General features: G+C 66.4%; 11 protein-coding genes. 8 read left to right on the top strand and 3 right to left on the bottom strand.

The window, feature by feature from the left end:
• The first annotated feature begins 45 nt into the window (after positions 1-45).
• From HDG33_RS11820 to HDG33_RS11790, 7 genes are all read left to right on the top strand, one after another.
• On the top strand, positions 46-1,032 hold the full coding sequence (locus tag HDG33_RS11820; RefSeq protein ID WP_184026278.1) for a LacI family DNA-binding transcriptional regulator: 987 nt from the start codon (positions 46-48) through the stop codon (positions 1,030-1,032).
• Positions 1,029-2,330, top strand: a complete 1,302-nt coding sequence (locus HDG33_RS11815) for an AGE family epimerase/isomerase (RefSeq protein WP_184026275.1) — start codon at positions 1,029-1,031, stop codon at positions 2,328-2,330. The genes HDG33_RS11820 and HDG33_RS11815 overlap by 4 nt, the downstream gene beginning before the upstream one ends.
• Positions 2,327-3,235: a carbohydrate kinase gene (locus HDG33_RS11810; RefSeq protein WP_184026272.1), complete on the top strand. Its 909-nt coding sequence runs from the start codon at positions 2,327-2,329 to the stop codon at positions 3,233-3,235. The genes HDG33_RS11815 and HDG33_RS11810 overlap by 4 nt, the downstream gene beginning before the upstream one ends.
• Before the next feature lie 153 nt (positions 3,236-3,388).
• Positions 3,389-3,619, top strand: a complete 231-nt coding sequence (locus tag HDG33_RS11805) for a hypothetical protein (protein WP_018419210.1) — start codon at positions 3,389-3,391, stop codon at positions 3,617-3,619.
• A gap of 77 nt (positions 3,620-3,696) precedes the next feature.
• On the top strand, positions 3,697-3,942 hold the full coding sequence (locus HDG33_RS11800; RefSeq protein ID WP_090802738.1) for a hypothetical protein: 246 nt from the start codon (positions 3,697-3,699) through the stop codon (positions 3,940-3,942).
• Between the two features lie 235 nt (positions 3,943-4,177).
• Positions 4,178-5,161, top strand: a complete 984-nt coding sequence (locus HDG33_RS11795) for an ion channel (protein ID WP_184026270.1) — start codon at positions 4,178-4,180, stop codon at positions 5,159-5,161.
• Positions 5,162-5,411: 250 nt separating this feature from the next.
• Positions 5,412-8,999: an indolepyruvate ferredoxin oxidoreductase family protein gene (locus HDG33_RS11790; RefSeq protein WP_184026267.1), complete on the top strand. Its 3,588-nt coding sequence runs from the start codon at positions 5,412-5,414 to the stop codon at positions 8,997-8,999.
• 17 nt (positions 9,000-9,016) lie between these two features.
• On the opposite strand, the gene HDG33_RS11785 is transcribed toward HDG33_RS11790, so the two are convergent.
• Together HDG33_RS11785 and HDG33_RS11780 are read right to left on the bottom strand one after the other, a co-directional pair.
• Positions 9,017-9,733, bottom strand: coding sequence for a copper homeostasis protein CutC (locus HDG33_RS11785; protein WP_184026264.1), 717 nt, complete (start codon positions 9,731-9,733; stop codon positions 9,017-9,019).
• Positions 9,734-9,768: 35 nt separating this feature from the next.
• Positions 9,769-11,055: an EAL domain-containing protein gene (locus tag HDG33_RS11780; RefSeq protein ID WP_184026261.1), complete on the bottom strand. Its 1,287-nt coding sequence runs from the start codon at positions 11,053-11,055 to the stop codon at positions 9,769-9,771.
• A gap of 312 nt (positions 11,056-11,367) precedes the next feature.
• On the opposite strand from HDG33_RS11780, the gene HDG33_RS11775 reads away from it, so the two are divergent.
• Entirely contained in the window at positions 11,368-13,023 is a 1,656-nt protein-coding gene (locus tag HDG33_RS11775) for a Na+/H+ antiporter (protein WP_184026258.1), read from the top strand.
• 62 nt (positions 13,024-13,085) lie between these two features.
• Here HDG33_RS11775 and HDG33_RS11770 read toward each other — a convergent pair whose 3' ends face one another.
• Complete coding sequence (locus HDG33_RS11770) at positions 13,086-14,393, bottom strand: solute carrier family 23 protein (RefSeq protein WP_184026255.1); 1,308 nt, start codon at positions 14,391-14,393, stop codon at positions 13,086-13,088.
• Between the last annotated feature and the right edge of the window lie 119 nt (positions 14,394-14,512).

Here is a 14,512-nt window from a genome sequence, read left to right as displayed (position 1 = left end):
CGACCTGAACCCGTGCTGCCTCGCCTCGCGCGGCAGCTTCATTCGATGGCCACAACCATCCGCGACGTCGCCCGCGCCGCCAGCGTTTCGATCGGCACCGTGTCGCGCGCGCTCAAAAATCAGCCGGGCCTTTCCGATGCCACGCGCGAACGCGTCGTCGAAGCGGCGCGCCAGCTCGGCTACGACTCGGCGCAGCTGCGTCCGCGCATCCGCCGGCTAACTTTCCTGCTGCATCGTCAGCACAACAACTTCGCCGCGAGCCCGTTCTTCTCGCACGTGCTGCACGGTGTCGAAGACGCGTGCCGCGAGCGCGGCATCGTGCCGTCGGTGCTGACCGCCGGGCCGACCGAGGACGTGATTCACCAGATGCGCCTGCACGCGCCCGACGCCGTCGCGATCGCCGGCTTCGTCGAGCCCGAAACGCTCGCCACGCTGGTCGCGATGCAACGCCCGCTGGTGCTGATCGATCTATGGTCGCCGGGCTTGCGCTCGGTCAATCTCGACAACGCCGGCGGCGCGACGCTCGCAATGCGCCATCTGTTCGCGCAGCAGCGCAAGCGCGTCGCGTTCATCGGCGGCTCGCTCGCGCACTTCAGCATCGCCGAGCGCGCGCTCGGCTACCGGCGCGCATTCTTCGAAGCGGGGCTGCTGTTCGATCCGTCGCTCGAAGTGAACATCGACGCCGGGCTCGATCCCGACACCGGCGCCGCGCGCGCGATGCAGCGCCTGCTCGACGCGCCGGGCCCGCACCCCGACGCCGTATTCGCGTTCAACGACGCCGCCGCGCTTGCCGCGCTGCGCGTGTGTCTCGCGCGCGGGCTCAGCGTGCCCGACGACATCGCGATCATCGGTTTCGACGACATCCCCGCCGCCGCCCACGCTACCCCGCCGCTATCGACGATCGCGGTCGACAAGGAAGCGCTCGGCCGACGCGGCGTCGAACTGCTGCTGGAAGACTCGCCCGCCGAACTCGAAGTCCGCTTGCCCGTTCAACTCGTTGCCCGTGCCAGTACTTTGGTGAAAACGTCATGACGCTAACCGATCCGCTTCAACTTTCCACCGACGCGGCGAAGGCGCCGCCGGTCGCCAGCTTCCGCAAGCGCGAGTTTCTGCTCACGCACATCGAAGACACGCTGCGCTTCTACGCGCCGAACGTGCTCGACCCGAGCGGCGGCTTCTACCACTTCTTGCGCGACGACGGTTCGATCTACAACCGCACCACGCGCCACCTGGTCAGCAGTTGCCGCTACGTGTTCAACTACGCGATGGCGTACCGGCAGTTCGGCGACCCGAAGCACCTCGAATACACGCGCCACGGCCTGCGCTTTCTGCGCGACGCGCACTGGGACTCGCAGCACGAGGGCTACGACTGGGAAATCGAATGGCGCGACGGCAAACAGCGCACGCTCGACGCGACGCGCCACTGCTACGGCCTCGCGTTCGTGCTGCTCGCGTACTCGCACGCGGCGATGGCCGGCATCGAGGAAGCGAAGCCGATGATCGGCGCGACCTTCGAGCTGATGGAGCACCGCTTCTGGGACGCCGCCGCCGGCCTCTATGCCGACGACGCGTCGGCCGACTGGCGTGTCAGCACGTATCGCGGGCAGAACGCGAACATGCATACCACCGAGGCGCTGCTCGCCGCGCACGAAGCGACCGGTCATCTGGTGTATCTCGATCGCGCCGAGCGCGTGGCGTCGAATATCACGCTGCGCCAGGCGAAGCTGTCGCAAGGGCTCGTGTGGGAGCACTTTCACGCGGACTGGTCGGTCGACTGGCACTACAACGAAGAGGACAGCTCGAACATCTTCCGTCCGTGGGGCTTCCAGCCCGGTCATCAGACCGAATGGGCGAAGCTGCTGCTGATTCTCGAACGCTTCCGTCCGCTGCCGTGGCTGCTGCCGCGCGCGATCGAACTGTTCGACGCCGCGATGACGTACGCGTGGGACGAAGATCACGGCGGCCTCTACTACGGCTTCGGCCCCGATGGAACCGTGTGCGATCACGACAAGTACTTCTGGGTGCAGGCCGAAACGTTCGCGACCGCCGCGCTGCTCGGCAAGCGCACCGGCAACGAGCGCTTCTGGGACTGGTACGACGAGATCTGGCGCTATAGCTGGACGCACTTCGTGGACCACAAGTACGGCGCGTGGTATCGCATCCTCACCTGCGACAACCGCAAGTACAGCGACGAAAAGAGCCCGGCCGGCAAGACCGACTATCACACGATGGGCGCGTGCTACGAAGTGCTCGCCCATGCGCTCGGCGAAAACGCTGCGGCTGAATCAGCCGCTCCCGCCGCAGCGGCTTCCGCGGAGAAAGCACAATGAGCGCGACGACCAACCTCCCCGTTTTCGTATCCGCCGGCGACATCCTGACCGATCTCGTGCGCACCGGCGCATCGCACTGGCTGTCGCGTCCGGGCGGCGCGGGCTGGAACGCCGCGCGCTGCGTCGCGCGGCTCGGCCTGCCGACCGCGTGCGCGGGCTCGCTCGGCGTCGATAACTTTTCCGACGAGCTGTGGGACGCGAGCGTCGCGGCCGGCCTCGACGTGCGCTTCCTGCAGCGCGTCGAGCGTCCGCCGTTGCTAGCGATCGTGCATCAGACGCATCCGCCCGCGTACTTCTTCATGGGCGAGAACGGCGCCGACCTCGCGTTCGAGCCGGCGAAGCTGCCCGCCGGTTGGATGAACGCGGTGAAGTGGGCGCACTTCGGCTGCATCAGCCTCGTGCGTCAGCCGCTTGGCGACACACTGGCGAAGCTCGCCGCCGAGTTGCGTTCGCACGGCGTGAAGATCAGCTTCGATCCGAACTATCGCAATCTGATGGAGCACGGCTACGAGCCGACGCTGCGCAAGATGGCCGCGCTCGCGGATCTGATCAAGGTATCGGACGAAGACCTGCGCATGATCTTCAAGACCAGCGACGAAGCCGCCGCGCTCGCGCAATTGCGCGCGATGAATCCCGCCGCCACCGTGCTCGTCACGCGCGGCCCCGAAGCGGCGATGCTGCTCGACGGCGCCGCGGTGATCGAGGCGAAGCCGCCGCGCGTCGAAGTGGTCGATACGGTCGGCGCGGGCGATGCGTCGATCGGCGGTCTGCTGTTCAGCCTGATGAGCACGCCGCAACGCGGGTGGCCCGAGCATCTCGCGTTCGCGCTCGCGGCCGGCGCGGCGGCTTGCGGCCACGCCGGTGCGCATGCACCAACGCTCGACGAGGTGGTCGCGCTGCTATAAAACGCGGCGCTGTAATTCTGCTGCCCTGGGGCGCGCGTAGCGTAACGGATGTCTAGCACGTCGCGCGGCGCGAAGCTGCCCCGGGCGGGAACCGATCCCGCCACGCCGTGCTAGGATGAAAACATCGAAACCTTTGCGAAAAGGAGCGAGGCCATGGAGGACGTCACCTACACCAAAGGGCTCTACACGGCCACCGCGTCGATAAGAGAAGTCGCACATGACGCCTGGCAAGGTGTCGTCACCCTCGCGCGCGACGAAGGCGAACCGAGCGCCGATCAGGAAACCACGCTCTATGAAGTCGACTCGACGTCGTCGACGCCGGGAGAAGCGCTCGAAGAAGCCAAAGCGCTCGCACATCGTATCCTCGGGGAAATCGAACTGTAGGCCGAACCAGGGGGCAGCGCGTCGCGCGTCCTCGCGCATCGGCGCGCCGCTGCCGGATCGGCCGGCTGGAGGCGATCATGGCTGAACAGCTGTTCCAATACGGCGTGTATTCGATTCACGTTCGTCCGCTCGAACTCAGTGGCGCGCGCTGGGACGCGGAATACGAAATCCGTCATCGCGAGAAGGCCGTCAAGGCGTGGACCACGGTCGGCGGCGATGCGGGTTATGCCGAGCAGGCCGAAGCGGTGGAAAGTGCGCATCGGCAGGCAGTCGATGATATCGAGCATGGCGCGGGAATTCCAAAGCCGCGCGTGTTTCCGTGACGGCGGTTGGGTGCGTGTGGTGCGCGGCTGCGCCCGACCCGCTCGCCGCGCGTGATGCGACCTGACCCAGCCTGAATTCCGGGACGCGCCCGGAAGCATTTCAACGACGGCATCGCGCAACCTCGCACCCTGGCGATACATCGCGCCGCGCCGCCTTCGCACCGCGCGGAAACTCGCGCAGCGCGCACAACGCGCCATGCTACGCTGTGCACGTCTTCATCCCCACGAGCGCGTGATGGCAAGCGAACCGTCAGACCGTTTTTCCACGCTCGGCGACACCGACACCGACACCGACGCGAGCGCGCCGAGGCGCCGCGCGCGCGGCAGTCGCGAAATGCGTCTCGACGATCGCGTGGTGATCGCGCACGGCATGCCGACGCCGCTGTGGCAAGACCTGTATCACCGCGCGCTCGGCGTGCGCTGGCCGGGGTTCTTCGTGTCGCTCGCGCTGCTGTTCCTGCTGCTCAACACCGTGTTCGCCATGCTCTACATGCTCGGCGACGCCCCGATCGCGAATCAGTTTCCGAAGGGCTTCGCCGGCGCGTTCTTCTTTAGCGTCGAAACCCTCGCGACGGTCGGCTACGGCGACATGCATCCGCAAACCGTCTACGCGCACTGGATCGCGACGCTCGAAATCTTCATTGGCATGTCGAGCATCGCGTTGGCGACCGGGCTGATCTTCGCGCGCTTTTCGCGGCCGCACGCGAAGATCATGTTCGCGCGCTACGCGGTGATCCGGCCGATCGACGGCCGCATGACGTTGATGGTGCGTTCGGCCAACGCGCGTCAGAACGTGATCGCCGAGGCACGCGCGCGGCTGCGCATCATGCGCCTGGAGACCTCGATCGAAGGCTTTACGCTGCGCAAGCTCTACGACCTCGCGCTGGTGCGCGACCAACACCCGGTCTTCAAGCTCGGCTGGACGCTGATGCACATCATCGACGAAGCGAGTCCGCTGTTCGGCGAAAACGCCGAATCGTTGAAAGGCCGCGACGTTTCGCTGCTGCTCACGCTCGAAGGCATCGACGAATCGACGTCGCAAACCATGCAGGCGCGCCACATGTGGACTTGCGACCAGATCGTCTGGCAGTACCGGTTCGTCGACATCATGAGTGAGCGCGACGGCGTGAGCCACATCGACTACGCGCACTTCGACGAAATCGTGCCGCTCGATGCGGCACCGCTCCAACCGGACATCGCGGCGAACACGGCGCAATAGCAATAGGCAATAGCCATCGTCCCATTCGCCGCCTCACGACACCCCAGGGCATACCCGAAGCGCGCCGCCGCGTGGCAAATCCGGCTCAAAAGCGGGCGGAAACGCGCGACTCGTCGCGCCCATTCGCGCACGCCCGATTAAAGAAGAAATAATTCACTCTCACGAGCGCTAAAAAATAGAGTCTCTTTCGCTGCGCGGCATCCGTGACCCCACCGCCCGCGCGCGAAGCCAGAACATTGGAGACTCCCCCATGACCGCTCGCCTGCCCATCGACGGCACGCCCGCTCTCGCCGACTACAAGCTTTCCGACAATCTCACCGCGACGCGCGGCCGGATCTTTCTGACCGGCACTCAGGCGCTCGTGCGCCTCGCGCTGATGCAGCGCGCGCTCGACAAGACCCGCAACCTGAACACGGCCGGTTTCATCAGCGGCTATCGCGGCTCGCCGCTCGGCATGGTCGATCAGCAGTTGTGGAAGGCGAAAAAACTGCTCGCCGCGAGCGACATCCGCTTTCTGCCCGCGATCAACGAAGAACTCGGCGGCACTGCCGTGCTCGGCACGCAGCGCGTCGAAGCCGATCCCGAGCGCACCGTCGAGGGCGTATTCGCGATGTGGTACGGCAAAGGCCCGGGCGTCGACCGCGCGGGCGATGCCTTGAAGCACGGCAACGCGTACGGCTCGTCGCCGCACGGCGGCGTGCTGGTGGTCGCGGGCGACGATCACGGCTGCGTGTCGTCGTCGATGCCGCATCAGAGCGACTTCGCGTTGATCGGCTGGCACATGCCGGTCGTGAATCCGTCGAACATCGCGGACATGCTCGAATTCGGCCTGTATGGCTGGGCGTTATCGCGCTTCTCCGGCGCGTGGGTCGGCTACAAGGCCATTTCGGAGACCGTCGAATCGGGCTCGACCGTCGATCTCGACGCGCTGCAAACCGAATGGACACCGCCACCGGAATTCGAAGCACCAGCCGGCGGTCTGCACAACCGCTGGCCCGATCTGCCGAGCCTGACGATCGAAGCGCGTCTGCACGCGAAGCTCGACGCGGTGCGCCAGTTTGCGCGCATGAACAGCATCGACAAATGGATCGCGCCGAGCCCGCACGCCAATGTCGGCATCGTCACCTGCGGCAAGGCGCATCTCGATCTGATGGAAGCGCTGCGCCGGCTCGATCTGACGGTCGCCGATCTCGACGCGGCCGGCGTGCGCATCTACAAGGTCGGGCTGTCGTTTCCGCTGGAGATGACGCGCATCGACGCGTTCGTGTCGGGTCTGTCCGAAGTGCTCGTGATCGAAGAGAAAGGCCCGGTCATCGAGCAACAGATCAAGGACTATCTGTACAACCGCACACAAGGCACACGGCCGGTCGTGATCGGCAAGCACGCCGAAGATGGCACGTTGCTGCTGTCGTCGCTCGGCGAATTGCGGCCGTCGCGCATTCTCCCGGTGTTCGCGAACTGGCTCGCGAAGCACAAGCCGGCGCTCGATCGCCGTGAACGCGTCGTCGATCTGGTCGCGCCGCAGATCCTGTCGAACGCGGCGGACAGCGTGAAGCGCACGCCGTACTTCTGCTCCGGCTGCCCGCACAACACGTCGACGAAAGTGCCGGACGGCTCGATCGCGCAGGCGGGCATCGGCTGTCATTTCATGGCGTCGTGGATGGAGCGCGACACGACCGGGCTGATTCAGATGGGCGGCGAAGGCGTCGACTGGGCCGCGCATTCGATGTTCACGAAAACCCGCCACGTATTCCAGAATCTCGGCGACGGCACCTACTTTCACTCCGGCATTCTCGCGATCCGCCAGGCGGTCGCCGCGAACGCGACGATCACCTACAAGATCCTCTACAACGACGCGGTCGCGATGACGGGCGGCCAGCCAGTCGACGGCAGCATCTCGGTGCCGCAGATCGCGCGGCAGGTCGAAGCCGAGGGCGTGTCGCGCTTCGTCGTGGTCAGCGACGAGCCGGAGAAATACGACGGCCATCACGGCCAGTTTCCGCAGGGCACGACGTTTCACCATCGCAGCGAGATGGACGCGGTGCAGCGCGAGTTGCGCGACACCGACGGCGTGACCGTGCTGATCTACGACCAGACCTGCGCGGCCGAAAAACGCCGGCGCCGCAAGAAGGGCGAATTCCCCGACCCGAACAAACGGCTCTTCATCAACGAGGAAGTCTGCGAAGGCTGCGGCGATTGTGGCGTGCAGTCGAACTGTTTGTCGGTGGAACCGGTGGAAACCGCGCTCGGTCGCAAGCGCCGCATCGATCAGTCGTCGTGCAACAAGGACTACTCGTGCGTGAACGGCTTTTGCCCGAGCTTCGTCACCATCGAAGGCGGTACGCTGAAAAAAGCCGCGGGCGACGCGTTCGATCCGCAGGCGCTCGCCACGCACGTCAACGCGTTGCCGATTCCCGCGACGCAACTCGATGCCGCGCCGTACGACATCCTCATCACGGGTGTCGGCGGTACCGGCGTCGTGACGGTCGGCGCCTTGATCAGCATGGCCGCGCACCTCGAAGGCAAGAGCGCATCGGTGCTCGACTTCATGGGCTTCGCGCAGAAGGGCGGCGCGGTGCTGTCGTTCGTGCGCTTTGCCGCCCGCGACGAATGGCTGAACCAGGTCCGCATCGACACGCAGCAGGCCGACGTGCTGCTCGCCTGTGACATGGTGGTCGGCGCGAGTGCCGATGCACTGCAGACGGTGCGACATGGCCGCACGCGCATCGTCGTCAACACGCATGCGATTCCGAACGCGAGCTTCGTGCAGAACCCGGATGCGACGCTGCATGCCGACGCGCTGATCGACAAGATGCGTCACGCGGCCGGGGAAGAGCGTATGTCGACGTGCGACGCGCAAGCGCTCGCAATGCGTTTTCTCGGCGATACGATCGGCGCGAACATTCTGATGCTCGGTTTCGCGTGGCAGCTCGGTCTCGTGCCGGTGTCGTTCGCCGCGATGATGCGCGCGATCGAACTGAACAACGTCGCCGTGCAGATGAACCAGCTCGCGTTCTCGATCGGGCGCATGGCCGCGGCTGATCCCGCCGCGCTCGAATCGCTGTGGCAGTCGCGTCATGCACCGAAGCCGAGCGTGCGGGTCGATACGCTCGACGAGCTGATCGCCCATCGCGAAGCACGGCTGCTCGCGTATGGCGGCGCGGCTTATGTGAAGCGGTATCGCTCGCTCGTCGATGCGGCGCGGCGCGCGGAAGCCGCCGTCGATGCGGCGAGCGAGCGCGTGACGCGCGCGGTCGCGACCACGTTCTACCGGCTGCTGGCGGTGAAGGACGAATACGAAGTTGCGCGTCTGCATACGGATGACGCGTTCCGCGATGCGCTCGAAGCGCAGTTCGAGGGCGTCGCCGGCAAGGACTTCACGATCCGCTTCAACCTCGCGCCGCCGACGCTCACGCGTGCGCAGCCCGGCGCCGTGCCGACGAAGAAAACCTATGGTCAGTGGATCTGGCCCGTGCTCGGCCTGCTCGCGAAATGGCGCGGTCTGCGTGGCTCTGCGCTCGATCCGTTCGGCCGCACGCTCGAGCGCAAGATGGAGCGCGAGCTCGCGAGCGATTACGAAGCCACGCTGCAACGTGCGCTAGCGAAACTCGACGCGAGCCATCTCGACGACGTCGCGAAACTCGCTGAACTGCATGCGCGCGTGCGCGGGTATGGGCACGTGAAGCTGGCGAATCTGGCGGGGGTCAAGCGTGGTGAGCATGACCTCGCCGCGCGCCTTGGCATCGATGCGGCTACGGGTGTCGCGGTGAAGAAGTCGCTCGAGGAGATGAAGGGCGCCGGACAGTTGCGCGGCATTCCGGTGGTGGTTGCGAAGTAAGTGGTTCGTTGCGCTGCTCACCGTTGCATTGCGTCGAGCAGCGCCCTCACCTGCATCACCTTCGCCGGATCGACTGGTGCGAGTCCGTTGCCGTTCACACGCACGCCGGAGCCGAAATGCACGGCCTCGACGTGCGTTTTGCTCACGAACTCCGCGACCGCATCGACCGTCAAGCCGGCACCGGCGAGCACCGTGCAATGCGAACCGGCAGCCTGCCGCAGCAGTTCGCCGATCGTCGCTTGCGCCCGCAGCACCGACGGCTGTCCGCCCGACGTCAGCACATTCGTCACCGCCTCGAAACCGAGCAATACGTCGAGCGCTTCGCGCAGATCGCGCGCCTCGTCGAACGCGCGATGGAACGTGATCGCGAGTCCATCGGCAGCTTCGCACGCGCGCGCGAGACCTTCGCGGTCGATCGCCCGCTCGGCATCGAGCATGCCGATCACGATGCCGTTCGCGCCGGCCGCCTTGACGGCCCGGATGTCGCGCAGCATCACCGCGTAGTCGTCGGCGTCGTAGACGAACGCGCGGCTATGCGGCCGCACGATCACGTTCACGGGTACGCCGGCTGCCCGGACGCCGACCGCTGAAACCACCGCCTCGATCAACCCCACACTCGGCGTCAGTCCGCCCTCGCCCATCGCGGTCACGAGTTCGAGACGGTCGGCACCGGCCTGCGCGGCAGCGCGCGCATCGGCGACGGTCGTGGCAATCACTTCGAGCAGCACGGACATGAGCGCAACCTGGTGTCGTTGAAAACGACATCATGTCAGATGCGCGCGTCGCGTTCGTCTTCGACCCAGTCGATATCGCCGCACAGCACGCAGGTCTCGCTGCCGACGCGCGTTGCCACCGACAGCGTCACGCACGGCAACGCCTCGTTGATCGACAGATACGGCCGCGTCACGTGCACCCGCTCCGGCGCATTGATCGCGACGCTGAAGTACGGCCGACGCAGCCAGTTCGCGCCCTGCGCGTCGGCGAGCGGCAGAAAGCGCGTTTCGTGCGCCGCGCGATCGGCGCGCAGCACGACGTTGCGGCCGGCCTGGCGCCCCTTCGCGTCGAGCAGAAAACAGCGCGCCACGTGATCGAGCGCGAGGAAATTCCAGCACACCTCGTCAAGCGGCTCACCGGCGGCGAGACGCTCCGCGGCGCGCTCGAACGCGCGCAGATACGGCGCGAGCCGACTCGCGCTGCGCCGCTCGCGTGCCTCGGCCTGCTCACGATAACGCTCGGTGACTTCGCCGATGCAAACCGCCGCGTGGATCGGATCGGCAACACCCGGATTCGGCCGGCCAAAGAAAAAGCCCTGCACGAAGTCGGCATTGCAGGCGAGCGCCATCTGCGCTTCGTGCTCGGTTTCGATACCCTCGATCAGCACGAGCTTGCCCGCTTCATGCAGCATCGCCACGAGCCCCGGCAGGATCGTCGCCATGTCGGCACGATGCGCGGCATGCGACAGCATGACGCGGTCGAGCTTCACGATGTCGGGATTCAGTTGCCAGATCCGCTCGATGTTCGAATGGCCGGCGCCGAAATCATCGAGCGCGATCAGGAAGCCGCGCTCGCGAAACTCGCGCACCGCGTCGGCAAGTCGATCGAGATCTTCGGCGCTCTGCTCGAGCACTTCGAGCACGACGCGCCGCGGCGACAGATCGAGCCGCCGCAGATTGGCGAGCAAAGCGGCCGCGAGATACGGGTCGGTCAGCACGCCCGGGTGCACGTTCAGAAACAACCATTCGCGCTCGGCGCCGAGCACCTTGAAGTTCTCCAGATGCAGCGTCTGCGCCAGCCGGTCGACCTGCAGCGCGTCGCCGAGGCGCGCGGCCTCGCCGAACACATCGAGCGGCGACACCGCGCGATCGAGCGCGTCGTGCGCGCGCAGCAAGCCCTCATAGCCGACCGCGCGCAGGTGCGACAGACTGAAAATCGGCTGGAACACGCTGGTAAGCGTCAGTTCGCCGTGCTGCACCGAATAGCGTTGAAGGCCCGAGCTCACCTCGACCTCGAAGCCGTGCGGCATGCTCGCCGCCCTGTCCTGTTGCGCAATCGTCATGCAATCCTCTCACGCGAGAGCCGGCCGGTTCGAACGCGACCGGCAACGAACTCTCAAAATGTGCGTCATCGTTACCGGTTAAGCAAGGTCCATGCGCACGCTGGCGCACACTGCGCTGTAACTCGGCCGAAAGATTGCACCGGCGACAGCGCTCGTGCGCCGCCCGTGGGCGGCGCACGCACCGTTGCGGTGCACGGATTCGCAGGCCGCGTCGCGGCGAAGCTCGCGGCAACTGCGCGCGCCGCCGGCTACACTCGACCCTGCGCATCGCGCTCTCACCCGGGACAACCCCTTCATCCCCCGAAACACACGATGGAAATTGTCTTTACCGTCCTGATCCTGCTACTCGCCGTCGCGGCGTCCGGCATGCTGACCCGCGCGCTGCCGTTCAAGCTGCCGCTGCCGCTCGTGCAGATCGCGATCGGCGCGATGCTCGCGTGGCCGCGCCTCGAATTGCACGTCGCGTTCGATCCGGAAATCTTCATGCTGCTGTTCATTCCGCCGCTGCTGTTCGCGGACGGCTGGCGCATCCCGAAGCGCGAGTTCTTCATGGCGCGCCGCGCGATCCTGATGCTCGCGCTAGGCCTCGTGTTCATGACGGTGCTGGTGGTCGGTCACTTCGTGCACGCGCTGGTGCCGCAGATCTCGCTGCCGGTCGCATTCGCGCTCGCCGCCGTGTTGTCGCCGACCGACGCGGTCGCGCTGTCCGGTATCGCCGGCAAGGGCAAGATTCCGGTCCAGCTGATGCATATCCTCGAAGGCGAGGCGCTGATGAACGACGCGTCAGGCCTCGTCGCGCTGAAGTTCGCGATCGCCGCCGCGCTGACTGGCGCGTTCTCGCTGCGTGAAGCGTCGGTGAGCTTCGTGATCATCGCGGTGGGCGGCCTCGCGGTCGGCGCGGCGGTGAGCGCGGTGTTCAGCTTCGTGTCCACGCGCTTCCTGAATCTCACCGAAGAAGGCGATCCCGCGCCGGGCGTCGTGATGACCCTGCTGATCCCGTTCGCCGCCTATCTGACCGCCGAGCGCTTCGAGCTGTCGGGCGTTCTCGCCGCGGTCTCCGCCGGCATGATGATGAACTACGCGAGCATCACGGAAAAATGGCAGGTCGCCTCGCGCGTGCGGGCCTCGAGCACGTGGACGATGATCGAGTTCGTGTTCAACGGCATGGTGTTCATCATGCTCGGCCTGCAGTTTCCGCACATCCTCGGCCGCGCGCTGCTCGACGCGCACGAAACCAACGACGCGCAGGTCGCGCTGCTGATCGGCTATATCGTTGCGGTGGCGCTCGCGCTGTACGCGATGCGCTTCGCGTGGGTGTGGCTGCTGCGCTGGTTCGCGAGCCGCGGCGCGACGAAGCACGGCGTCGCGAACGCAGTGCCTGGGTTGCGCATGGTGTCGGTGACGACGGTGGCCGGCGTGCGCGGCGCGGTGACGCTCGCGGGCGTGCTGTCGCTGCCGGAGGTGCTGCCGAACGGCACGCCGCTGCCGGGACGCGATCTCGCGATCTTCATCGCGTCGGGGGTGATCCTGCTGTCGCTGCTGGTGGCGGTGGCCGCGTTGCCGCTGCTGCTGCGCGGCTGGCGGCGCGGCAAGGACCCGCATGCCGCCGAGGAAGCACTCGCGCGTACGCTCGCCGCGCAGTCGGCGATTCGCGCGGTCGATCATCTGCACGACACGGAATGCGCGGACCTCGAGGAATCGGCTCAGGCGTATGCGACCGATGTAACCGCACGGGTAATGGACGTGTACCGCCGCCGCCTCGCGACGCTCGACGACGAACAGGCGCCACGCGAACTCGCGCGCAGCGCCGATGCCCTCGAATTCCGCATGAAGCTCGCGGCGATGCGCGCCGAGCGCAAGACGCTGCTCGACCTGCGCGACACCCAGCGCATCAACGACGAGACGCTGAACAAGCTGATGCGCGAGGTAGATCTGTCGGAGACGGCGCTGACCGCGCGCAAAAGGTAGGAGTTGGCTGCCGCATCGGCATCGGCACCGGCGCTTGCAATGCCAGTGCCGATAAAAGACGCTCAGGCCACCGGCCCTTGCGTCGGCTTTCTTCTCAGCAGCGCGTACAGGATGATCGCGCCGAACGTCGCGGTGCCGATGCCGCCCAGCCCGAAGCTGCCGAGCTTCAGCGAGAAGTCGCCGGCGCCGAGCACGAGCGTGACGGCCGCGACGATCAGATTGCGGTTGTCGGAGAAGTCGACCTTGTTGACGACCCAGATGCGCGCGCCCGTCACCGCGATCAGCCCGAATACGACGATCGACACACCGCCCAGCACCGGTCCCGGAATCGTCTGGATCACCGCGCCGAACTTCGGCGAGAAGCCGAGCACGAGGGCGATCAACGCGGCGATCACGAACACCAGCGTCGAATAGATCTTCGTGACCGCCATCACGCCGATGTTCTCCGCGTACGTGGTCACGCCGGTACCGCCCGCGAAGCCGGACACGATCGTCGCGAGCGCATCGCCGAGAAACGCGCGGCCGATATAGCGGTCGAGGTTCTGGCCCGTCATCGCGCTGACGGCCTTGATGTGGCCGAGGTTTTCGGCGACGAGGATCACCGCGATCGGCGCGAGCAGCGTCATCGCGTGCGGGTCGAACACCGGCGACATGAAGTGCGGCATGCCGAACCACGCGGCGTTCGCGACGATCGAGAAATCGATCGGCTTGCCCATGCCGAGGCCGTTCGTGACGATCGCGTAAATGACGTAGGCGAGCAGCAGGCCGACCAGGATCAGCAGACGCTGGAGCATGCCGCGCGTGAACACCGCGACCGCGCCGACGCACAGCACCGTGACGAGCGCCATCCACGACTCGAAATTGCTGCCGCTCACGCCATGCACGGCGATCGGCGCGAGGTTCAGACCGATCACGCAGACGATCGCGCCGGTCACGACCGGCGGCATCAGCGTTTCGATCCAGCCCGTGCCGACCGCCGCCACGATCAGGCCGATCACCCCGTACGCGACGCCGCACGCGATGATGCCGCCCAACGCGACCGCAATATTCGGGTTCGCGCCGTGTCCGCCGTAGCCGGTCACCGCGATCACGAGGCCGATGAACGCGAAGCTCGAACCGAGATAGCTCGGCACGCGCCCGCCGACGAGCACGAAGAACAGCAGCGTGCCGATCCCCGACATGAAGATGGCCAGGTTCGGATCGAAGCCCATCAGCAGCGGCGCGAGCACGGTCGAGCCGAACATCGCGACGACGTGCTGGACGCCCATCGCGAACATCTGCGGCCACCCGAGCCGTTCGTCGATGCCGACGATGCCGCCCTCGGCGGCGGCAGGCTGGCGGCGCCAGCGGGGGAAATAGGATGCGGCCATCGCGGGGATTCTCCTCTGGGTCGGCGTGGTGTGTGCCGATCACGCGCTGCCGCGTGGGTCCGGCAAAAGTTACGCGCGAGTTTACGGAGAGCAATAAGGGCTGGCAAGCGGGCCGACAA

Source organism: Paraburkholderia sp. Cpub6, assembly GCF_014201065.1.
GTDB classification, from domain to species: Bacteria; Pseudomonadota; Gammaproteobacteria; order Burkholderiales; family Burkholderiaceae; genus Paraburkholderia; species Paraburkholderia tuberum.
Note: the sequence above shows the minus strand (reverse complement) of the source record. Positions and strands in the feature narration are given on the sequence as shown.

What these genes read in the sequence shown, in the direction of transcription:
- HDG33_RS11820 (WP_184026278.1), top strand. Translation starts at nt 46, where the DNA reads ATGGCCACAACCATCCGCGACGTCGCCCGCGCCGCCAGCGTTTCGATC.
- HDG33_RS11815 (WP_184026275.1), top strand. Translation starts at nt 1,029, where the DNA reads ATGACGCTAACCGATCCGCTTCAACTTTCCACCGACGCGGCGAAGGCG.
- HDG33_RS11810 (WP_184026272.1), top strand. Translation starts at nt 2,327, where the DNA reads ATGAGCGCGACGACCAACCTCCCCGTTTTCGTATCCGCCGGCGACATC.
- HDG33_RS11805 (WP_018419210.1), top strand. Translation starts at nt 3,389, where the DNA reads ATGGAGGACGTCACCTACACCAAAGGGCTCTACACGGCCACCGCGTCG.
- HDG33_RS11800 (WP_090802738.1), top strand. Translation starts at nt 3,697, where the DNA reads ATGGCTGAACAGCTGTTCCAATACGGCGTGTATTCGATTCACGTTCGT.
- HDG33_RS11795 (WP_184026270.1), top strand. Translation starts at nt 4,178, where the DNA reads ATGGCAAGCGAACCGTCAGACCGTTTTTCCACGCTCGGCGACACCGAC.
- HDG33_RS11790 (WP_184026267.1), top strand. Translation starts at nt 5,412, where the DNA reads ATGACCGCTCGCCTGCCCATCGACGGCACGCCCGCTCTCGCCGACTAC.
- HDG33_RS11785 (WP_184026264.1), bottom strand. Translation starts at nt 9,733, where the DNA reads ATGTCCGTGCTGCTCGAAGTGATTGCCACGACCGTCGCCGATGCGCGC.
- HDG33_RS11780 (WP_184026261.1), bottom strand. Translation starts at nt 11,055, where the DNA reads ATGACGATTGCGCAACAGGACAGGGCGGCGAGCATGCCGCACGGCTTC.
- HDG33_RS11775 (WP_184026258.1), top strand. Translation starts at nt 11,368, where the DNA reads ATGGAAATTGTCTTTACCGTCCTGATCCTGCTACTCGCCGTCGCGGCG.
- HDG33_RS11770 (WP_184026255.1), bottom strand. Translation starts at nt 14,393, where the DNA reads ATGGCCGCATCCTATTTCCCCCGCTGGCGCCGCCAGCCTGCCGCCGCC.